At 63.4% G+C, this 18,808-nt stretch carries 22 protein-coding genes; 9 read left to right on the top strand and 13 right to left on the bottom strand.

Annotated elements, in window-relative coordinates:
* Positions 1-131: 131 nt before the first annotated feature.
* Together AC27VQ_RS16025 and acnA are read right to left on the bottom strand one after the other, a co-directional pair.
* A complete protein-coding gene (locus AC27VQ_RS16025; protein WP_488717067.1) occupies positions 132-845 on the bottom strand; it encodes a DUF1223 domain-containing protein in 714 nt (237 codons plus the stop codon).
* Between the two features lie 203 nt (positions 846-1,048).
* Positions 1,049-3,742 (bottom strand): aconitate hydratase AcnA, encoded by a 2,694-nt coding sequence (gene acnA, locus AC27VQ_RS16020; RefSeq protein ID WP_488717032.1) that lies wholly within the window; start codon positions 3,740-3,742, stop codon positions 1,049-1,051.
* Between the two features lie 267 nt (positions 3,743-4,009).
* Here acnA and ccmA point away from each other — a divergent pair, with 267 nt between their 5' ends.
* Genes ccmA through AC27VQ_RS15995 form a run of 5 tightly spaced genes read left to right on the top strand, consistent with a single transcriptional unit; the run spans position 4,010 to position 6,951 of the window.
* Entirely contained in the window at positions 4,010-4,651 is a 642-nt protein-coding gene (ccmA, locus tag AC27VQ_RS16015; protein WP_488717031.1) for a heme ABC exporter ATP-binding protein CcmA, read from the top strand.
* Between the two features lie 43 nt (positions 4,652-4,694).
* Complete coding sequence (ccmB, locus tag AC27VQ_RS16010; RefSeq protein ID WP_488717030.1) at positions 4,695-5,354, top strand: heme exporter protein CcmB; 660 nt, start codon at positions 4,695-4,697, stop codon at positions 5,352-5,354.
* A 60-nt stretch (positions 5,355-5,414) separates the two neighbouring features.
* Entirely contained in the window at positions 5,415-6,176 is a 762-nt protein-coding gene (locus AC27VQ_RS16005) for a heme ABC transporter permease (RefSeq protein ID WP_488717029.1), read from the top strand.
* Complete coding sequence (gene ccmD, locus AC27VQ_RS16000; protein ID WP_488717028.1) at positions 6,173-6,340, top strand: heme exporter protein CcmD; 168 nt, start codon at positions 6,173-6,175, stop codon at positions 6,338-6,340. Before AC27VQ_RS16005 ends, ccmD begins: the two co-directional genes overlap by 4 nt.
* Positions 6,337-6,951: a DsbE family thiol:disulfide interchange protein gene (locus AC27VQ_RS15995; RefSeq protein WP_313527489.1), complete on the top strand. Its 615-nt coding sequence runs from the start codon at positions 6,337-6,339 to the stop codon at positions 6,949-6,951. Before ccmD ends, AC27VQ_RS15995 begins: the two co-directional genes overlap by 4 nt.
* Positions 6,952-6,960: 9 nt before the next feature.
* Here AC27VQ_RS15995 and AC27VQ_RS15990 read toward each other — a convergent pair whose 3' ends face one another.
* From AC27VQ_RS15990 to AC27VQ_RS15965, 6 genes are all read right to left on the bottom strand, one after another.
* A complete protein-coding gene (locus AC27VQ_RS15990; protein WP_488717027.1) occupies positions 6,961-7,473 on the bottom strand; it encodes a SixA phosphatase family protein in 513 nt (170 codons plus the stop codon).
* A 70-nt stretch (positions 7,474-7,543) separates the two neighbouring features.
* Positions 7,544-8,047: an invasion associated locus B family protein gene (locus AC27VQ_RS15985; RefSeq protein WP_313527485.1), complete on the bottom strand. Its 504-nt coding sequence runs from the start codon at positions 8,045-8,047 to the stop codon at positions 7,544-7,546.
* 321 nt (positions 8,048-8,368) lie between these two features.
* Positions 8,369-8,758, bottom strand: a complete 390-nt coding sequence (locus tag AC27VQ_RS15980) for a YkvA family protein (protein WP_488717026.1) — start codon at positions 8,756-8,758, stop codon at positions 8,369-8,371.
* 129 nt (positions 8,759-8,887) lie between these two features.
* Positions 8,888-9,196 (bottom strand): 4a-hydroxytetrahydrobiopterin dehydratase, encoded by a 309-nt coding sequence (locus AC27VQ_RS15975; RefSeq protein WP_488717025.1) that lies wholly within the window; start codon positions 9,194-9,196, stop codon positions 8,888-8,890.
* 77 nt (positions 9,197-9,273) lie between these two features.
* Complete coding sequence (locus tag AC27VQ_RS15970) at positions 9,274-9,999, bottom strand: beta-ketoacyl-ACP reductase (RefSeq protein ID WP_313527479.1); 726 nt, start codon at positions 9,997-9,999, stop codon at positions 9,274-9,276.
* 132 nt (positions 10,000-10,131) lie between these two features.
* On the bottom strand, positions 10,132-11,313 hold the full coding sequence (locus AC27VQ_RS15965; RefSeq protein WP_488717024.1) for an acetyl-CoA C-acetyltransferase: 1,182 nt from the start codon (positions 11,311-11,313) through the stop codon (positions 10,132-10,134).
* 289 nt (positions 11,314-11,602) lie between these two features.
* Here AC27VQ_RS15965 and phaR point away from each other — a divergent pair, with 289 nt between their 5' ends.
* A complete protein-coding gene (gene phaR / locus AC27VQ_RS15960; RefSeq protein ID WP_117371305.1) occupies positions 11,603-12,181 on the top strand; it encodes a polyhydroxyalkanoate synthesis repressor PhaR in 579 nt (192 codons plus the stop codon).
* Between the two features lie 35 nt (positions 12,182-12,216).
* On the opposite strand, the gene AC27VQ_RS15955 is transcribed toward phaR, so the two are convergent.
* The 4 genes from AC27VQ_RS15955 to mtgA form a co-directional block, all read right to left on the bottom strand.
* Entirely contained in the window at positions 12,217-12,624 is a 408-nt protein-coding gene (locus AC27VQ_RS15955; protein ID WP_313527472.1) for a hypothetical protein, read from the bottom strand.
* Between the two features lie 158 nt (positions 12,625-12,782).
* Positions 12,783-12,968 (bottom strand): 50S ribosomal protein L32, encoded by a 186-nt coding sequence (gene rpmF / locus AC27VQ_RS15950; protein ID WP_024271259.1) that lies wholly within the window; start codon positions 12,966-12,968, stop codon positions 12,783-12,785.
* Between the two features lie 147 nt (positions 12,969-13,115).
* On the bottom strand, positions 13,116-13,763 hold the full coding sequence (locus AC27VQ_RS15945) for a glutathione S-transferase family protein (RefSeq protein WP_488717023.1): 648 nt from the start codon (positions 13,761-13,763) through the stop codon (positions 13,116-13,118).
* Between the two features lie 68 nt (positions 13,764-13,831).
* On the bottom strand, positions 13,832-14,587 hold the full coding sequence (gene mtgA / locus AC27VQ_RS15940; protein WP_488717022.1) for a monofunctional biosynthetic peptidoglycan transglycosylase: 756 nt from the start codon (positions 14,585-14,587) through the stop codon (positions 13,832-13,834).
* A gap of 136 nt (positions 14,588-14,723) precedes the next feature.
* On the opposite strand from mtgA, the gene AC27VQ_RS15935 reads away from it, so the two are divergent.
* The 3 genes from AC27VQ_RS15935 (at position 14,724) to AC27VQ_RS15925 (ending at position 17,472) form a co-directional block, all read left to right on the top strand.
* Entirely contained in the window at positions 14,724-15,641 is a 918-nt protein-coding gene (locus tag AC27VQ_RS15935; RefSeq protein ID WP_488717021.1) for a polyprenyl synthetase family protein, read from the top strand.
* Between the two features lie 4 nt (positions 15,642-15,645).
* Positions 15,646-16,701, top strand: a complete 1,056-nt coding sequence (gene hisC / locus AC27VQ_RS15930) for a histidinol-phosphate transaminase (protein ID WP_488717020.1) — start codon at positions 15,646-15,648, stop codon at positions 16,699-16,701.
* 126 nt (positions 16,702-16,827) lie between these two features.
* Positions 16,828-17,472 (top strand): LysE family translocator, encoded by a 645-nt coding sequence (locus tag AC27VQ_RS15925; protein ID WP_488717019.1) that lies wholly within the window; start codon positions 16,828-16,830, stop codon positions 17,470-17,472.
* Here the strand turns inward: AC27VQ_RS15925 and ispG are convergent, their stop codons facing one another.
* Positions 17,473-18,726 (bottom strand): flavodoxin-dependent (E)-4-hydroxy-3-methylbut-2-enyl-diphosphate synthase, encoded by a 1,254-nt coding sequence (gene ispG, locus AC27VQ_RS15920; protein ID WP_488717018.1) that lies wholly within the window; start codon positions 18,724-18,726, stop codon positions 17,473-17,475. It abuts the gene before it with no gap.
* Positions 18,727-18,808: the final 82 nt, after the last annotated feature.

The raw sequence follows: 18,808 nt of genomic DNA, 5'->3' as shown, positions 1-18,808 counted from the left end.
CGGCGAGCGTCTGTCGAGGTTGCCCTGTATTCCGTTGCCGGCAACTTCGTCCCGGTCCGGTCCGTCTCCTTCGAACCCTCAAGCCCCAGCCCCTCGAAGAAGCCGGACCGGATCTCCCCCAAAAGGGGAGGTTATCGGGTCGCTTTTTCTCCGGTCAGCACCGTCGCGCCCAGAATGGCACCCGGCGTATCTGCCGTCTTCATGCGCTGCAACAGGATGGCGCAGCCGCCGGATTTCTTTTTCTTCTTCAGCATATCGGCGGGAAGCACCAGGTTCGTCTCCTTGCCTTCCCACATGCCGATCGTCTCCATGTCGGTGACGGCGTGCCAGTAGTTGATCGTCTTGCCGCGGTTTTCGCCGGTATCGATGTTGATCGTGCGCTCGCGCTCGAAATAGGCGATCAGGATATTGGCCTTGCCCTCGCCCGCGCCGACGCGGATGCGCAGCTCGTCGTTCTTCACCTCGACATCGACGGGCACGTCGAGGCCCTTGCCCTCGGCGGGCATCGTTTCCATGCGGTTGCGGATGCCGGAAATGTCGGCGCCGTTGATGTGTTCGCGGCCGTTCAGCACGGCCTGGGGCGTGTAGACGCCATTGCGGCCGAACATGCGGGCATAGGCATATTGCCGGTCGGTATTGTCCTTGGAGGCCAGCGTGTCGGTCCAGCCGAGATAATTCCAGTAATCGACATGGTAGGAGAGCGCCACGACCTTGCCCTCGCGGGCAAGCTGCTCCAGCGCCTTGTCGGCCGGCGGGCAGGACGAACAGCCCTGGCTGGTGAAAAGCTCGACGACGCCCTTGGGCTTGAGGCCTTCCTCGGCGGCAGCGGTGCTGGCCCCGAGCATCAGCAGGATCGCCAGACATTCCGGTCTATACAGTCTCGGCATGATCATTTCCAATGAAGCGCCGGCAAAGGCCGGCCTTTTGAAGCCTCATACGCCCTTGCCGCTTCAACAGGAAGTCACGATGGAGTGAGATTTTTTTTGCCCAAGAACGGGAAATGCCGGAGCCAAAGGCCCCGGCATTCAGGATTTCACGCCGATAGAGATCAGGCGGCGAGGTCGCGAAGAACGGTTTGCAGGATGCCGCCGTTGTTCATGTAGGTAACCTCGTCGAGCGTATCGATGCGGCAGAGCAGCGGAACGTCCTTCACCGTGCCGTCGGAGTAGGTGATCTTGGCGATCTTCTTCTCGCGCGGCTTGATGTCGCCTTCCAGGCCCTCGATCGTGACGATCTCGTCGCCCTTGAGGTCGAGCGAGGCCCAGGTCGTGCCGTCCTCGAAGACGAAGGGCACGATGCCCATGCCGACGAGGTTGGAGCGGTGGATGCGCTCGAAGGACTGTGCCACCACGGCCTTGACGCCGAGCAGGTTGGTGCCCTTGGCCGCCCAGTCGCGCGACGAGCCATTGCCGTATTCGACGCCGGCGAAGATGACGAGCGGAACGCCCTCGGCCTTGTACTTCATGGCCGCATCGTAGATCGAAAGCTCTTCCTTGGTCGGGTAATGGATGGTGTAGCCACCTTCCTTTCCGTTCGGGCCGAGCATGTGGTTGCGGATGCGGATGTTGGCGAAAGTGCCGCGCATCATGACTTCATGGTTGCCGCGGCGCGTGCCGTACTGGTTGAAGTCTGCCACCGCAACGCCGTTATCGGTGAGGTAGGCACCGGCCGGCGAGGCGGCCTTGATCGAACCGGCTGGAGAAATATGGTCGGTGGTGATCTTGTCGCCGAACAGGCCGAGGACGCGTGCACCCTCGATGTTCTTCAGGCCCGAGCCGGTCTTACCCATGCCGACGAAGTAGGGCGGGTTCTGCACATAGGTCGACTTGTCGTCCCAGGCATAGGTCTGTCCCTCGGGAACCTGCACGGCCTGCCAGTTCTCGTCGCCCTTGAACACGTCGGCATATTTCGCGGCATAGAGCGCGCGGGTGACGTATTTCAGGATGAATTCCTGGATTTCCTGCGAGGTCGGCCAGATGTCCTTGAGATAGACCGGGTTGCCGTCCTGGTCTTCGCCGAGCGGCTCCGTCGTCAGGTCCTTCTGGACCGAACCGGCGAGCGCATAGGCCACGACGAGCGGCGGCGAGGCGAGGTAGTTCGCCTGGACATCAGGCGAGATGCGGCCTTCGAAGTTGCGGTTGCCGGAGAGAACGCCGGCAGCAATCAGGCCCTTGTCGTTGATCGTCTTGGAGATCGGCGCCGGCAGCGGGCCGGAATTGCCGATGCAGGTCGTGCAGCCGAAGCCGACGAGGTTGAAGCCGAGCTTGTCCAGATCAGCCTGGAGACCCGACTTGGCAAGGTATTCACCGACGACCTGCGATCCCGGCGCCAGCGACGTCTTGACCCACGGCTTGGTCTTCAGGCCCTTGGCGACCGCGTTGCGGGCGAGAAGGCCGGCGGCGATGAGGACCGACGGGTTGGACGTGTTGGTGCAGGACGTGATGGCGGCGATGGCGACGTCGCCATGGCCGAGATCGTAGTCGGTGCCTTCGACCGGGTAGCGGTTGGTCAGCTGGCCCGGCTTCTTGTAATCGGTGTCCATCGAGCCGGCGAAACCCGACGCAATGTTTTCCAGCGGGATACGACCTTCCGGACGCTTCGGGCCGGCCATGGCGGGCACGACGGCGCCGAGGTCGAGTTCGAGCGTGTCGGTGAAGACGAGGTCGGACCCGTCATTGTCACGCCACATGCCCTGCGCCTTCGAATAGGCTTCGACCAGCGCGATGCGCTGTTCTTCGCGGCCGGACATGGTGAGGTAGTTGACGGTTTCGCCATCGACCGGGAAGAAGCCGCAGGTCGCGCCGTATTCCGGGCCCATATTGCCGATCGTCGCACGGTCGGCGAGCGTCATGTTGTCGAGACCGGGGCCGAAGAATTCGACGAACTTCGAGACCACGCCCTTCTTGCGCAGCATCTGCACGACCATCAGCACGAGGTCGGTCGCGGTCACACCTTCCTTGAGCTTGCCGGTCAGCTTGAAGCCGATGACCTCCGGCAGCAGCATGGAGACCGGCTGGCCGAGCATGGCGGCTTCCGCCTCGATGCCGCCCACGCCCCAGCCGAGAACGCCAAGGCCGTTGATCATCGTCGTGTGGCTGTCCGTGCCCACGCAGGTATCCGGGTAGGCGATGATCTCGCCGTCTTCTTCCTTGGTCCAGACCGTCTGGCCCAGATATTCCAGATTGACCTGATGACAGATGCCGGTGCCCGGGGGAACGACGCGGAAGTTCTGGAACGCCTGCTGGCCCCACTTGAGGAAGCGGTAGCGCTCGCCGTTGCGCTGGTATTCCAGCTCGACATTGCGGGCAAAGGCGGTCGGCGTGCCGAATTCGTCGACGATGACGGAGTGGTCGATGACGAGGTCGACGGGAACGAGCGGGTTGATCTTTTCCGGATCACCGCCGAGCGACACCATAGCGTCGCGCATGGCCGCGAGATCGACGACGGCGGGAACGCCGGTGAAGTCCTGCATCAGCACGCGCGCCGGGCGATAGGCGATCTCGTTTTCGACCGTGCCCTTGTTGGTCAGCCAGTCGACGACAGACAGGATCTGCTCCTTGGTGACCGAGCGGCCGTCCTCGAAGCGCAGCAGGTTCTCAAGAAGCACCTTCATCGAGTAGGGCAGCTTCGAGACGCCGGTAAGCCCGTTCGCTTCGGCCTTGGGCAGGCTGTAATATACGTAGTCGGTGCCATTGACCGTGAGGGTCGAACGACAATTGAAACTGTCTAGGGATTTGGACACTTGATACCCCGTCTCGTCTGGCGCCAGAAATCTGACGTACGAACGCCCGTGCGCTGTTGAAGCGCGTTATGGGATGCGGGTGCGGTCATTTCCGCTGTCCGCACGCGGAATTCATTCCGGTTCGGCGCTTGGATGAAATTCACGCCGACCGCTGGCGTGTTGCGGGGGTTATAGATAATTTCTAAGAAACGTTCCAGAGCGCCAAAGGGCAAATCGGGACAATTTTTTTGCGTTGCGACCAAGGTCGTAAAGGGAAAGTGAACAGTCATGCGGCTCGTCGCCGAAGGGTTGAGCGCCAGGCGCGGCGAAGACCTGATTTTCCAGGACATTTCCCTTGAAATCGCCAGCGGCGAAGCGCTGGTCGTGAAGGGGCCGAACGGCTCCGGCAAGTCCACCCTGCTGCGCGTTCTGGCCGGCCTCCTGCCGGCCGAAAAGGGCACGATAAAACTCCTTGCTGCAGCGCAACCGGTGGAGCGCCTGAGCGAGGCCGCACACTATCTCGGCCATCGCAATGCGATGAAGCGCGAACTGAGCGTCGAGGAGAATCTCGCATTCTGGAAGGCCTTTCTGGGCGATTTCGCCGGCGGCACCGGCGCCTCCGTCGATGAGGCGGCCGAATCGGTCGGCCTCGGCGGTATTCTCCATCTCCCCTTCGGCTATCTCTCCGCCGGCCAGCAGCGCCGCATGGCCATGGCCAAGCTCCTCGTCGCCTGGCGCCCCGTCTGGATTCTCGACGAGCCGACCGCGGCGCTCGATGCCGCCGCCGAGGAGATGTTCGCCGGCCTCGTCACCGCCCATCTTGCGCGCGGTGGCATAGCGATTGCCGCGACACATCAGCCGCTGGGGCTGGAAGGGGTGAAGGAACTTAGAATGACGGGGTTTGCCGGGGTGATGGAGGAGGTTTGGTGATGGCCTTGCTTGTGGCTCCCCTCCTCTGCCCGGAGACCAGCGCATGATCGCCCTCCTCGCCCGCGACCTCAAACTCTCCGTCCGCGCCGGCGGCGGCGCCTTGATCGGCGTGCTGTTCTTCATGACCGTCGTTGCCGTCATCCCCTTCGGCGTCGGGCCGGATCTCAATCTTCTCGCGCGCATCGGTCCCGCGATCCTCTGGATCGGCGCTTTGCTTGCCTCGCTGCTCGGCCTCGACCGGCTGTTCCAGGCCGAGCGCGAGGATGGTTCGCTCGACCTGCTGCTGATGCAGGAAACTCCGCTGGTGCTGACGGTCTTCGTCAAATGCGTCGCGCACTGGATCGCGACCGGCCTGCCGCTGGTCATCGCCTCGCCACTGCTCGGCCTCTTCATGAACATGGACGAGGTGGCGATCGGCGCAACGACATTGACGCTTCTAGCCGGTACGCCCGCCATCACCTTCATCGGCGCGGTGGGGGCAGGCATTGCCGTCGCGCTGCCGCGCGGCGGGCTGCTCGTCTCTATCCTCGTGCTGCCGCTCGCCATACCCGTGCTGATCTTCGGCGTCAGCGCCGTCTATGCGGCGATCCAGGAGCCGGCGCCCTTCCTGCCGCCGTTCCTCATCCTCGTCGCGCTCAACCTGTTCTTCGCCGTCATCGGCCCCGTCGCGGCGGCTGCGGCACTTCGCCTTTCCAGCGACTGACACAAATGTGATTGCGGCAGATCAATTGAAGCCGGCGGGCTTCCGCGTTAAAGAACCATCATGAGCGAACCGAGCCTTGCCATCCGCAAATTCAGCGATCTCGCCAACCCGACGCGGTTTCTGGCGCTGGTCGCCACCGTCTGGCCGTGGCTTGCCGGGCTGACGCTCTGTCTGTTCGCTGTGGGTATCTACCTCTCCTTCACGACCACGGGCGATTACCAGCAGGGCGAGACGGTGCGCATCATGTATGTGCATGTGCCGGCCGCCTGGCTCTCGATGATGTGCTACACGGTCATGGCGCTGTCGGCACTCGGCACGCTCGTCTGGCGCCATCCGCTCGCCGATGTCTCGGCCAAGGCCGCAGCCCCTATCGGCGCGAGCTTCACGCTCGTCGCGCTCATCACCGGCTCGCTCTGGGGCAAGCCGATGTGGGGCACCTGGTGGGTGTGGGATGCGCGGCTGACCTCGGTCTTCGTGCTCTTCCTGATGTATCTCGGCCTGATCGCCCTCAACCGCGCCATGGACGACCCGACGCGCGCCGCGAAGGTCAGCGCCGTGCTCATCCTCGTCGGCTTCGTCAACATCCCCATCATCAAGTTTTCCGTCGAATGGTGGAATACGCTGCACCAGCCGGCAAGCGTCGTGCGCATGGGCGGCCCGACCATCGATCCGGAATTCCTGTGGCCGCTCCTGGTGATGGCGATTGCCTTCACCATGCTGTTCTTCACGCTGCATATCCTGGCGATGCGCAACGAAATCCTGCGTCGCCGCATCGCCGTGCTGCGCCGCCATGCCGCCCGCTCGGCCGGAGATGCAGCATGAGCCACACCTTCTACGTCACGGCCTCCTATATCGCCGCCTTCGCCATCACCTTCGGCCTCATCGGCTGGGTCTTCATCGACCATCGCGGCCGCCATCGCGAACTGGAACGGCTGGAAGCCGCCGGCATCCGCCGCCGCTCGGCGCGACCAGAGGAAACCCGATGAGCGAGAGCGAAGGCAATGCCGAAGGTGCGGGCACGCGCACGCGCCTCATCCTCGCCGCGCTGCCGCTGGCGATTTTTTTGGGCCTCGCGCTGATCTTCTGGACGCAGCTCAATTCCGGCCGCGATATCTCGGAAATCCCCTCGGCGCTGATCGGCACCAAGGCGCCCTTCCGCGACCTCGATCCGCTGGCCGGTGCTATCAGGGATGGCGTGCCCGTCCCGGCGCTGACCAAGGACATCGGCAAGGGCAAGCTGACGCTCGTCAATTTCTGGGCCTCCTGGTGCGTGCCCTGCCGACAGGAGCATCCTGTTATCCTCCAGCTTTCCAAGGATCCGCGCCTCACGGTCGTCGGCGTGAACTACAAGGACGGCGCGGAGAATGCGCTGCGCTTCCTCGGCGAGCTCGGCAATCCCTTCTCCGCCATCGGCCTCGATCCCGTGGGAAAAATGGCGATCGACTGGGGCGTCTACGGCATTCCGGAAAGCTATCTCGTCGGCCCGGACGGGACGATCCTCTACAAGCGCGTCGGACCGTTCGACGACAAGAGCCTCAAAAACGGCCTCTACCCAGCGATCGAAAAGGCGCTGGGCACGCCGGCTAAGACCGGCTGATCCCGCCGGTTACGGTAGGCTCTTCGGCGTCACGAAGGCGGCAAGCCGCCCGGCACCGGGCGCGACATCGGCCCAGCGCTCCTCATCGAAGCGGATCACCGCCAGCCCCGCGGTCGGATATTTCGCCCTGAGGCGCGCAAGCGTATCCGCGTCGCCTTCCGATGCCAGCAACACCGCCAGATCCTCGAAACCCGGATTGTGGCCGATGACGAGCAATATGCCGCACTCCTGCGGCGCCGCATAGATGGCCGCAAGGATCGCACCCGGCTCCGCCTCATAGATCGAAGCGACGGTCTGCGACGGGCAGTCCTTGCCAAGCGCCGGCGCGACCAGCGCCCAGGTTTCCTGCGTTCGCCGCGCCGACGAGACCAGCGCGAAATCCGGCTCGAGACCCATCTCGGCCATATAGGCACCCATGCGCGGCGCATCGCGGCGACCACGCTCGGCAAGCGGCCGGTAGTGATCGGCGACGCCGTCGGGCCAGGCGGATTTTGCGTGTCGCAGCAGAAGAAGGGTTTTCATGGATAATTCCAGCCTTGAAACGAAAAAGGCCGGCATCGCGCCGGCCTTTCCGTTGTGAATTTCGCGTGCCTCAGCGGCACTTTTCGATCTGCTTCAGCGCGGCCGAGATGCCCGACAGCGAGTAGGAATAGGCCGTGCCCGTGCCGCGGCGCGACTTCGCCTGCACCTGCATGTCCTTGCCCGTCTTCATGGCGTTGACGAGCGCCGGCTCCTCGGCGGCGTTTTCCACCCAGGCCGAATTGCCCTTGGTGAACATCACGAAGGTGCGGCCGTCGATGACGACGTTGACCTTGGAGTTCTCCTGCAGCGGGTAGCCCATCATCGCCTGCGGCTCGTAGCTGATGTTCTGGCCGGGACGCTGCGAGACGAGGAAGAAGACATCGCCGTGATCGACGCCGGGGGGCGTCTTTTCCTTCGGCACGGACAGAACGTAGCAGACCTTGCCGCCATTCGCCTGGTACGAATAGGCACCCCAGGCGTTGAACTGCTGAATGCGCGTCGGCGACTGGGCCGAGGCAACGCCTGCGGTCGCGATGACGAGGGCGAGTGCGGTTGCGAGCTTTCTTACGAACATGTTTTCCTGCCGGTTGTCTTGCCAGTGATTGCCGGCCGAAGGCAGATGCCTGCCACGCCGGTGTCGGCCTGCATGATGACGATTTGGTTCATTTTGACTTAATTCAGGTTACCAAACCGTCAACATGCACCTAATTTCCGAAGGTCTTCCGTGCCGCACCGGGACAAATTTGCGTTGAAAACCGCCGCTGCCCTTGCCGCAAGGGCTGAGCGTCCGCAGTCCCCATTTGGTGAGATAGACCCCGTCGAAACCCACTAATGGCAGAACGATTAGGGCAAGAATTTGACCCGCGAGAGTGCGGGCCAGACTGCCACAACCGCACTAGCCCGCAGGCTGCATTTCCGGCTCGTCCTCAAGCGCCTTGTCGGCGGAAATATAGTGGTCTTCGCGGATGTGACCGCGGATGGCGGCGAAGGCGGCCGTCAGCACCGCGATGTCGTCTGAAAAGCCGACGAGCGCGAAGAAATCCGGGATGCCGTCGAGCGGCAGCACGAAATAAGCAAGTGCTGCCAAGAGGATACCGCGGACCTTGGTCGGCGTGCGTGGATCGAGCGCGCAATAGTAAGAGGCGACGAGATCGCGGGAGAACGGCACCTGCCGCATTGCGCGCTTCAACACGGGCCAGAACCGCTTCTTGATGCGGGTTTCCTGGCGCGCCTGCTCGTCCTTGTCGCCCGGCAGCAGAATCTCGCCGATCTTCACATCATCCATTCAAGGCCTCCCTTGTGGTTTTTGCGCATTTGCGGGCGCAAAACCGCTTCGCACTTTTGCTGCAATGCTTCAGGTGGCAGCGCCGGCAAAGCCCGGCGCGGAAACATATGGGGATGTCTTCACGTCGCTTCAACTCTTCGTGCGAAACGCCGCCGCCTTCTCCATGGCGGTCGCCATCTTGACGTCGACCTCGGTCAGGCCGCCCGCATCGTGGTTCGTCAGGCGGACGTCGACGCGGTTGTAGACATTGAACCATTCGGGGTGGTGATTGAATTTTTCCGCCGCCAGCGCCGCCTCGGTCATGAAGCCGAAGGCCTCACGGAACGACTTGAACTTGAAGGTCTTCTCGATGGCGATGCCGTCGTCCGACCGGGCCCAGCCCTCCAGGCCATCAAGCGCTTCGGAAATGGCGGCTTCGTCAAGCTTTTCCTGTTTCATGGCGCCCTCGCTTTTTCGCATCCTACCACATGAAAACGGCGCCCGAAGGCGCCGTGTTCCCTAGCCGGACAATGCGGTCAAACGAAGAACTGGCCGCCGTTTGCCGAAATCGTCGAGCCGGTGATGAAACCGGCATCGTCGGAGGCGAGGAAGACGACCACCCGGGCGATCTCTTCCGGTTCGCCGAGGCGGCCGACCGGGATCTGCGGGATGATCCGCTCGTTCAGCACCTTTTCCGGGATGGCGCGCACCATTTCCGTGCCGATATAGCCGGGGCAGATGGCGTTGACCGTAATGCCCTTGGCGGCACCCTCCTGGGCGAGCGCCTTGGTGAAACCGAGGTCGCCGGCCTTGGCGGCAGAATAGTTCGCCTGGCCCATCTGGCCCTTCTGGCCGTTGATCGAGGAGATGTTGATGACGCGGCCGAAGCTGCGGTCACGCATGCCGGACCAGACCGGATGGGTCATATTGAACAGACCGGTCAGGTTGGTGTTGATGACGGCGCCCCACTGGTCGGGCGTCATCTTGTGGAACATCGCATCCTTGGTAATGCCGGCATTGTTGACGAGGATTTCGACGGGGCCGAGATCGGCCTCCACCTTGGCGATACCCTCGACGCAGGATTCGTAGCTCGCCACGTCCCACTTGTAGACGGGGATGCCGGTCTCCGCCTTGAAGGCGTTGGCGGCGTCGTCATTGCCGGCATAACTTGCAGCTACCTTGTATCCCGCCGCCTTCAGCGCCACCGAAATGGCGGCACCGATGCCGCGCGATCCCCCAGTTACCAATGCTACCCTGCTCATGTGGCTCACTCCCCTAGTCTGTTTTTTTGAGTCGACCCGTCGCCCCGCCGGCGGCAGGTCATGGCAAAGCAGAATGTCAGTCGATGATCAGAGCGTTTCCGCAAAACCGCTAAGCGCTTTTGCGGGGGTTGCTCAGAGGCTCTCGACGCACATCGCCACGCCCATGCCACCGCCGATGCAGAGCGTGGCGAGGCCCTTCTTGGCGCCGCGACGCTTCATCTCGAAGAGGAGCGTGTTGAGGATGCGGGCGCCGGATGCACCGATCGGGTGACCGATGGCGATGGCGCCGCCGTTGACGTTGACGATATCGGGATTCCAGCCGAGATCCTTGTTGACCGCGCAGGCCTGCGCCGCGAAGGCCTCATTGGCTTCCACGAGGTCGAGATCGCCGATCTTCCAGCCGGCGCGCTCGAGCGCTTTGCGCGAGGCCGGGATCGGGCCGGTGCCCATGACCTTGGGATCGACGCCGACGGTCGCCCAGGACACGATGCGGCCGAGCGGCTGGATGCCGCGGCGCGAGGCCTCAGCCTCGCTCATCAGGAGGGCTGCTGCGGCACCGTCATTGAGGCCCGAGGCGTTGCCAGCCGTCACGGTGCCTTCCTTGTCGAAAGCCGGACGAAGCTTGGCCATGGAATCGAGCGTTGCGCCATGGCGGATATATTCGTCGGCGTCGACGCTCACGTCGCCCTTGCGGCCCTTGACGATGAAGGGAACGATCTCGTCCTTGAAGCGGCCGTCCTTCTGGGCGGCCTCGGCCTTGTTCTGCGAAGCGACGGCGAAGGCGTCCTGCTCGTCGCGCGACAGCTGCCACTGCTTGGCGACGTTTTCGGCCGTCGTGCCCATGTGGTAGCCGTAGAAGGCGTCGGTCAGGCCATCCTTGATCATCGTATCGACCATCTTGAAATCGCCCATCTTCACGCCGCCGCGCAGATGCGCGCAATGCGGCGCAAGCGACATGGATTCCATGCCGCCAGCCACGATGATGTCGGCGTCGCCGGTGGCGATCTGCTGCATGCCGAGCGCCACCGCGCGAAGCCCCGAGCCGCAGAGCTGGTTCATGCCCCAGGCCGTCGCTTCCTGCGACAGGCCGGCCTTCATGGCGGCCTGGCGGGCCGGGTTCTGGCCTTCGCCGGCCTGCAGCACCTGGCCGAGGATCACCTCGTTCACCTCGCCCGCCGCAACACCCGCGCGCTCCAGAACCGCCGAAATGACCGTCGCCCCGAGTTCGTGGGCGGGCGTATTGGCGAAGGCTCCGTTGAAGGACCCGACCGCGGTGCGGGCGGCGCTGGCGATGACGATGGACGGGGTGCTCATGGTGTGCTTCCTCAATTCTGCGACCGGGTGGTCGGTCTTGGAACCGGCCCGGCGCACGAACGGCGCGAGCCGGCGGTTCTCCCGAAATCAAAACTGGCAAAGCGAAGGGGGAGAGTCAAACAGGATATCCGGCCTCGCTAAAATTTCATGCCCGTGACATGCAGCATGAAAATCCATGTTGCGCAGCATTCCTCGCCGCATCGCACAATTCGATTGTCAGCCGCGGTCTTTTTGCGGATACTCTCGCCGACCAAAAAAGAAATGGAAATACGGGGATGAGGAGACCCTAATGGCCAGGAACGACGGTCAGATCGTCATCAAGAAATATGCGAACCGGCGCCTCTACAACACCGGTACGAGCACCTATGTGACGCTCGACGATCTCGCGGTCATGGTGAAGAAGGGCGAGGACTTCACCGTGCAGGACGCCAAATCCGGCGAGGACATCACCCATTCGGTGCTCACCCAGATCATTTTCGAGCAGGAATCCAAGACCGGCAACACGCTTCTGCCGATCTCGTTCCTGCGCCAGCTGATCTCCTACTACGGCGACCAGATGCAGATGGTCGTGCCGAGCTATCTCGAGCACTCCATGCAGGCCTTCACGGACCAGCAGGCGCAGATGCGCGAGCAGATCAACAAGACCCTGGGCGACACGCCGCTCGGCAAGAACCTGCAGGTGCCGATGGCGCTCATCGAGGAAACGACGCGGCGCAACACGGAACTCTTCCAGCAGGCGATGAAGATGTTCACGCCCTTCGCCGCAGCCGCGCCGCCGAAGGAAACGCGCAAGGCCGAGCCGAAGGACCTCGACGAACTGAAGGAACAGCTGCGCGCCCTCCAGACGAAGCTCGACAATCTGAGCTGAGAAGCCGGGATCGGCGCGGGGAAGCCCGCGCCGCCTCAAAGCCCGATGGAGACGTCGCGGCCCGCCGTGCGGATCGACACCGCAAAACCTGCGATGACGTCGATGAACGTGATCGTCATCAGGATGAAGAAGATCTGTGTCGCCGCGCCCTGCACCAGCAGGAATTCGACGAGAAACACCACGAACAGCACCATCGACAGCATGTGATCGAGCAGCGCGCGCGAGCCCGGCCGCGTGGCCTTGAGGATCTCCACGAACAGCAGCACCAGCGCGACGAGGATGAGCAGGTCGCCAAAGGCCATGGTCCAGGTCGTGCCGGAGAGCATGTTGACCGCCATCACCTCGCTGTCGAGCACGGCAACGCCGCCATCGCCGAAGAGACCGGTCATGGCAAGGTTGTAGAGGGCGAAGGGAATGATCAGCAGCGGAATGGCAAACAGCATCGGCAAAAAACTCCGAATAACCCGCCGGGCTGGCGGCCTTCGGATGGTCTTAGCCGAAGAATCGGCACAAGAAAATGTCGACGCACCGGAAAGGCCGGACCAAAAAGAAAAGGCCCGGGAAAATCCCAGGCCTTGATCTCAGCTGATGCCGAAAGCGCTTATGCGCTTTCCTTCGGCGTCAGAACCTGGCGACCGCGGTACATGCCGGTCTTCAGGTCGATATGGTGCGGACGGCGCAGTTCGCCCGAGTTCTTGTCTTCGACGTAGGTCGAACCCTTCAGAGCGTCTGCGGAACGGCGCATACCGCGCTTGGACGGGCTCGTTTTTCTTTTCGGTACAGCCATTTCACTAACTCCACTTATCGGGCAAACACATCCTCACGCCACCGAATGGCTGACAAGGACATGTCGTTATTTCGGAAATTTGGCCGGCTTATACACAGCAAAAGCCTGCTTGACCAGTCCTCGTGCTGTTTTTTTCGACTCGTGCCGTCAGACCTCGTCTTCCGGCACGATCCACGGCTCGGCTTCCGCCGCCGCCTGCCATTTCCGCCAGGCCGGATGCGCCTTCATGCGCGCCATATAGGCCAGTACCGTTTCGTCCGTCGTCAGGCAATACACTTCGAAACGGTTGACGACGGGCGCATACATCGCGTCTGCCGCCGAAAACCCGCCGAACAGGAAGGGGCCGCCGGAGCGGACCAGCGCATCCTTCCAGATCGTCTCGATCCGCGCGACGTCGTCCGTCACGCCGTCGGGCAGGTCGATGGCACTTGGCTTGCGGCGGATGTTCATCGGGCAGGCATTGCGGATGGCGCGGAAGCCCGAGAGCATTTCCATCGAGATCGACCGCGCCTCGGCGCGGGCCGCCGCATCCTGGGGCCAGAGGCCTTTTTCCGGGAAAAGCTCGGCGACATATTCGATGATGGCAAGCGATTCCCAGACCCTAGCCGCACCATGGTGCAACACGGGCACCTTGCCGGTCGGCGAAAGGTCGCGGAACTTTGGGTTGCCGGCGGCGAAGTCGAAGGGAATCACTCTGTCGGTGAAGGGCACGCCCGCTCCCTCCAGCGCGATCCACGGCCGGAAGGACCACGAGGAATAGTTCTTGTTGCCGACATAGAGGATGAGGTCTGACATTTTACGCTCCTTGCGAGCGCCGGACCCTACGGCTTCATCGAGGGCCGCACCAATGAAAAGGCCTGAACTCAGTCATAAAGGCATTTGATATAATCACCCGAACCGCTCGCCCGCCGCTCGATGAGCCGCGCCAGCCGTTGCAGCCCGCGCCCCGGCTTGCCAGCATTGCGCTCGATCGGATTGGGCAGCGAGACGGCAAGAAGGGCGGCCTGGCGGCGCGAGAGCTTTGCGGCCGGCACCTTGAAATGGTGCTGGGCGGCAGCCTCGATGCCGTAGATGCCCGGCCCCCATTCGGCGATGTTGAGATAGATCTCCATCAGCCGGCGTTTGCTCCAGACGAAATCCGCCGCCACCGCCAGTGGCAATTCCATCGCCTTGCGCACAAAGGAGCGGCCGTTCCACAGGAACAGGTTCTTGGCCGTCTGCATGGGAATGGTGCTTGCGCCGCGCGTCTGTTCGCCGGCCAGCGCCTCGTTGACAACGGCGCGCATCTGGCCCCAGTCGACGCCGGCATGGCGGCAATACTGCCCGTCCTCGGACATCATCACCGATTGCACGAGCGTGGGCGAGATATCCTCGAATTCCACCCATTGCCGGTCATAGCCGCGCAGCAGCACGAGATCGCGCAGCATCAGCGTGGAGACGGGGCGGATGAAATCGATCGCATAGAGCACGATCAGCACATAGGGCAGCGCAACGAGTGCGAGAACGGCAAGGACGATCCGTCGCCAGTTCCGGCGCAGGCGGGTCATCCAACCCTCCGTTTCGCCGGCGTCTGCCTCCGAATTATCCGTCTCTACCCGTGTTTCCGGTACGATGTCCAAGTGCCGGCGCCCATCCTTGCGTCGCTGCGCCTTCATACCGTCCCGGCTTGCCAAAAACCAGCGCTCCGCCGCGATTCTTTGCCGCCGTCCCGTCCTTCCCGTTGCCTCGGCCGGACACCCATGCCAAAGAGCGGCCATGAGCGCACGTCAACAGGAATTCCAGGCCCGCCTGAAGGGCAATGCCGAAGCGGTGGAAACGCTGCTGGCCGACCTGCTTTCCGGCGAAAGGCAGCCGGACGAGATCGCCCGCCCCGAACGCCTGATGGCCGCCATGCGCCATGGCGTGCTGAACGGCGGCAAGCGTCTGCGGCCCTTCCTCGTCATCGAATCGGCAGCGCTCTTTCCCGATGTTGCGCGCGAAACGGCGCTGCGCATCGGTGCGGCGCTCGAATGCATCCACTGCTATTCGCTCGTGCACGACGACCTGCCGGCGATGGACGACGACGACCTGCGCCGCGGCCAGCCGACCGTGCACATCGCCTTCGACGAGGCGGCGGCTATCCTTGCCGGCGACAGCCTGCTGACGCTCGCCTTCGATATCGTTGCGGCTCCAGAAACACGCCTGCCGGATGCCACCAAGACGGCGCTCATTCTGGCGCTGGCGCGCGCCGCTGGCATCGGCGGCATGGCCGGTGGCCAAGTGCTCGATCTGGCGGCGGAGAAAACGGCACCGGACGAGGACGGCATCGTCACGCTTCAGGCCATGAAGACCGGCGCGCTCCTGCGTTTCGCCTGCGAAGCCGGCGCGATCATCGCCGGCGCGTCCGAAGACGAACGGCAGGCGCTGCGCCGCTATGGCGAGACCGTGGGCCTCGCCTTCCAGATCGCCGACGATCTGCTCGATCTCACCGCCGATGCCGCAACCATGGGCAAGGCGACGGGCAAGGACGCCGAGCGCGGCAAGGCGACGCTCGTGTCGCGCCGCGGCCAGGCCTGGGCGGAAGATCGCCTTCAGGCGCTTGTGACGGAGGCCGAGGCGCTTCTTGCGCCGTTCAGCCATCGGGCCGGAATCCTGATAGAAACCGCCCATTTCATTGCCAATCGCAGGAACTGACGTCATGAGCAAATTCTGGTCGCCGATCGTCGCCACGCTCAAGCCCTATGTCGCAGGTGAACAGCCGCGCATTCAAAACCTCACCAAGCTCAACACCAACGAAAACCCCTATGGCCCCTCGCCCAAGGCGATCGCCGCCATGCAGGCCGCCGTCGCCGATAGCCTGAAGCTCTATCCCGACCCCTCGGCGCTGGCGCTGCGCCAATCGATCGCCCGTTTCTACGGCGTCGATGCAGACGAAGTCTTCGTCGGCAACGGTTCCGACGAGGTACTGGCACATGCCTTCGTAGCACTTCTCAAGCACGACAAGCCGCTCGCCTATCCCGATATCACCTACAGCTTCTACCCGACCTATTGCCGGCTGTTCGGCATCATGTCGGTCGAGATTCCGCTGAAGGACGATTTCACCATCGATCTCACGGACTATGACCGCCCCTGCGGCGCGATCATCATCCCGAACCCGAATGCGCCGACCGGCATCGGCCTGCCGCTTTCCGCCATCGAAAAGCTGGTCGCCGAGCATCCGGACCAGCCGGTCGTGATCGACGAGGCCTATATCGACTTCGGCGGCGAGAGCGCGATCCCGCTGACGAAAAAGTACGACAACCTGCTTGTCGTGCACACGCTGTCGAAATCCCGCTCGCTCGCCGGCCTGCGCGTCGGCTATGCCATCGGCCAGCGCCCGCTGATCGATGCGCTGGAGCGCGTCAAGGACAGCTTCAACTCCTATCCGCTCGACCGCGTCGCGCAGGCGGGTGCGGCGGCCGCCGTGGACGACCGCGCCTGGTTCGACGAGACGCGGGGCAAGGTCATCGAGACCCGCGAGCGCGTCACAGGCGCGTTGCGCCAGCGTGGCTTCGAGGTGCTGCCCTCGCAGGCGAACTTCGTCTTCGCCCGCCACCCGGCCCATAGCGGTGAGGCGCTCGCCAAGGGCCTGCGCGACCGCGCCGTGCTGGTGCGCCACTTCGCCAAGCCCCGCATCTCGGATTTCCTGCGCATCACCATCGGTACGCCTGACGAATGCGACCGGCTGATTGCGGCGATCGAAGAGATCGTCTGAGGTTTTTGGACAACTTCTTCTCATTCGGCCTGGGAAGGCCGGATGAGAGGGACATGTGGTGCAATTCTCCGGCTTGGAGCGGGAAAACCGATCGATTATCGTTCGCTGACATAGAAGCGGTGAACCATGACCGATCTTACACCCTATCTCCCGCAACTCGCCGTCGCCTGGACGGCCTATTTCATCGCGACGGCCTCGCCGGGGCCGGCGATCATCGCCATCATCGCCACCTCGATCAGTCAGGGACGACGCGCCGGTCTTGCGCTCGCCTCCGGCGTGCTGACCGGCTCCTATATCTGGGCGATCCTGACAGCCTCAGGCCTGTCCGCGCTCATCCGCACCTATGGCGAAGCGCTGATCGTGCTGAAGATCGTCGGCGGCTGCTATCTGCTATGGCTCGCCTGGAATGCCTGGCGCGCCGCCCGCAGGAGCGAGGAAACCTACCGCGCCCAGATGGCGGCGATGCCCACTCTTTCGCCGCGCCGGCAATACCTCAAGGGCCTCGGCATCCACATCACCAATCCCAAGGCGATCTTCAACTGGATCATGCTGACATCGCTCGGCATGCCGCCGGGCGCTCCGGGCGGCGTCATGGCGACCTTCATCGCCGGCTGCATGGTTTTGGGGGTCTGCGTCTTCCTCGGCTTCGCGCTCGTCTTCTCGCTTGGCCCTGTGCACCGCGCCTATCTGAAGTCGCGCCGCGCCATCGAAGGCGTCATGGCCGCCTTCTTCGCTTTCGCCGGGTTCAAACTTTTAACGACCCGCCTCTAATTATTCGGCAGCGGCCTGGCCCTGTCCGTAGCGCTTCTCGATATAGTCGTTGACCAGCGTCTCGAATTCACCGGCAATATTGGTGCCGCGCAGCGTCATCGCCTTCTTGCCGTCGACATAGACGGGCGCGATCGGCAGTTCCCCCGTGCCCGGAAGCGAAATGCCGATATCAGCATGTTTGCTCTCGCCCGGACCGTTGACGATGCAGCCCATGACCGCGACCTTGAGGCCTTCGACGCCGGGATATTTTTCCCGCCAGACCGGCATGTTCTTGCGGATATCGTCCTGAATTTTCTGCGCCAGTTCCTGGAAGACCGTCGAGGTCGTGCGTCCGCAACCCGGACAGGCAGCGACGACGGGAATGAACTGGCGAAAGCCCATGACCTGCAGCAGTTCCTGCGCGACCTGCACCTCGCGGGTGCGGTCGCCGCCGGGCTCCGGCGTCAGCGAGATGCGGATCGTATCGCCGATGCCCTGCTGCATGAGAATGCCGAGCGAGGCGGAGGAAGCGACGATGCCCTTGGTTCCCATGCCCGCCTCGGTGAGGCCGAGATGCAGCGCGTGATCGGAGCGGGAGGAGAGCATCGCATAGACGGCGATGAGGTCCTGCACGGCGGAGACCTTTGCCGAGAGGATGATGCGGCTCCTCGGCAAGCCGATCTCCTCTGCCATCTCCGCCGAGAGCAGCGCCGACTGGCAGATCGCCTCGCGCATCACCTGCTGGGCCGTCAGCGGAAAACCCTTGTCCTGGTTCTCGTCCATCAGCCGGGTCAGCAGTTCCTGGTCGAGCGAACCCCAGTTGACGCCGATGCGCACCGGCTTGTCGTAACGGATCGCCGTCTCGACGATGGCCGAGAACTGCCGGTCCTTCTTCTCCTTGAAGCCGACATTGCCGGGATTGATACGGTATTTCGCCAGCGCCTCGGCGCAGGCCGGGTGATCGGCGAGCAGCTTGTGGCCGATATAGTGGAAGTCGCCGACAAGCGGCACGTCGAGGCCGAGGCGCTCCAGGCGCTCGCGGATCTTCGGCACGGCCGCGGCACTCTCGTCACGGTCGACCGTGATGCGCACGATCTCGGAGCCGGCGCGATGCAGGGCGGCGACCTGCGCCACCGTGCCGTCGATATCGGCGGTATCCGTATTGGTCATCGACTGGACGACGACGGGCGCACCGCCGCCGACAAGCACGCCGCCGACATCGACGCCGACGGATTGACGCCGTGGCTTCGGTTCAAAGTCGAAGGAAAAGGACATTTTGGAGCCTCTTGCTCGAAAAGCGGCCAGCGCCCGAAAAGGCGCGGCCTTTGCCCTCAGGTGGATCAGGACGCGGGGCTTG

The organism is Shinella sp. 20P9.1.1, assembly GCF_057798995.1.
This window is presented reverse-complemented; position numbering and strand designations above follow the sequence as displayed.

What these genes read in the sequence shown, in the direction of transcription:
- ispG (WP_488717018.1), bottom strand. Translation starts at nt 18,726, where the DNA reads ATGTCCTTTTCCTTCGACTTTGAACCGAAGCCACGGCGTCAATCCGTC.
- AC27VQ_RS15935 (WP_488717021.1), top strand. Translation starts at nt 14,724, where the DNA reads ATGAGCGCACGTCAACAGGAATTCCAGGCCCGCCTGAAGGGCAATGCC.
- AC27VQ_RS15985 (WP_313527485.1), bottom strand. Translation starts at nt 8,047, where the DNA reads ATGTTCGTAAGAAAGCTCGCAACCGCACTCGCCCTCGTCATCGCGACC.
- AC27VQ_RS15925 (WP_488717019.1), top strand. Translation starts at nt 16,828, where the DNA reads ATGACCGATCTTACACCCTATCTCCCGCAACTCGCCGTCGCCTGGACG.
- ccmD (WP_488717028.1), top strand. Translation starts at nt 6,173, where the DNA reads ATGAGCCACACCTTCTACGTCACGGCCTCCTATATCGCCGCCTTCGCC.
- AC27VQ_RS15980 (WP_488717026.1), bottom strand. Translation starts at nt 8,758, where the DNA reads ATGGATGATGTGAAGATCGGCGAGATTCTGCTGCCGGGCGACAAGGAC.
- phaR (WP_117371305.1), top strand. Translation starts at nt 11,603, where the DNA reads ATGGCCAGGAACGACGGTCAGATCGTCATCAAGAAATATGCGAACCGG.
- ccmA (WP_488717031.1), top strand. Translation starts at nt 4,010, where the DNA reads ATGCGGCTCGTCGCCGAAGGGTTGAGCGCCAGGCGCGGCGAAGACCTG.
- rpmF (WP_024271259.1), bottom strand. Translation starts at nt 12,968, where the DNA reads ATGGCTGTACCGAAAAGAAAAACGAGCCCGTCCAAGCGCGGTATGCGC.
- AC27VQ_RS15955 (WP_313527472.1), bottom strand. Translation starts at nt 12,624, where the DNA reads ATGCTGTTTGCCATTCCGCTGCTGATCATTCCCTTCGCCCTCTACAAC.
- AC27VQ_RS15970 (WP_313527479.1), bottom strand. Translation starts at nt 9,999, where the DNA reads ATGAGCAGGGTAGCATTGGTAACTGGGGGATCGCGCGGCATCGGTGCC.
- AC27VQ_RS15990 (WP_488717027.1), bottom strand. Translation starts at nt 7,473, where the DNA reads ATGAAAACCCTTCTTCTGCTGCGACACGCAAAATCCGCCTGGCCCGAC.
- AC27VQ_RS15975 (WP_488717025.1), bottom strand. Translation starts at nt 9,196, where the DNA reads ATGAAACAGGAAAAGCTTGACGAAGCCGCCATTTCCGAAGCGCTTGAT.
- AC27VQ_RS15965 (WP_488717024.1), bottom strand. Translation starts at nt 11,313, where the DNA reads ATGAGCACCCCGTCCATCGTCATCGCCAGCGCCGCCCGCACCGCGGTC.
- hisC (WP_488717020.1), top strand. Translation starts at nt 15,646, where the DNA reads ATGAGCAAATTCTGGTCGCCGATCGTCGCCACGCTCAAGCCCTATGTC.
- AC27VQ_RS15995 (WP_313527489.1), top strand. Translation starts at nt 6,337, where the DNA reads ATGAGCGAGAGCGAAGGCAATGCCGAAGGTGCGGGCACGCGCACGCGC.
- AC27VQ_RS16025 (WP_488717067.1), bottom strand. Translation starts at nt 845, where the DNA reads ATGCTCGGGGCCAGCACCGCTGCCGCCGAGGAAGGCCTCAAGCCCAAG.
- ccmB (WP_488717030.1), top strand. Translation starts at nt 4,695, where the DNA reads ATGATCGCCCTCCTCGCCCGCGACCTCAAACTCTCCGTCCGCGCCGGC.
- AC27VQ_RS16005 (WP_488717029.1), top strand. Translation starts at nt 5,415, where the DNA reads ATGAGCGAACCGAGCCTTGCCATCCGCAAATTCAGCGATCTCGCCAAC.
- AC27VQ_RS15945 (WP_488717023.1), bottom strand. Translation starts at nt 13,763, where the DNA reads ATGTCAGACCTCATCCTCTATGTCGGCAACAAGAACTATTCCTCGTGG.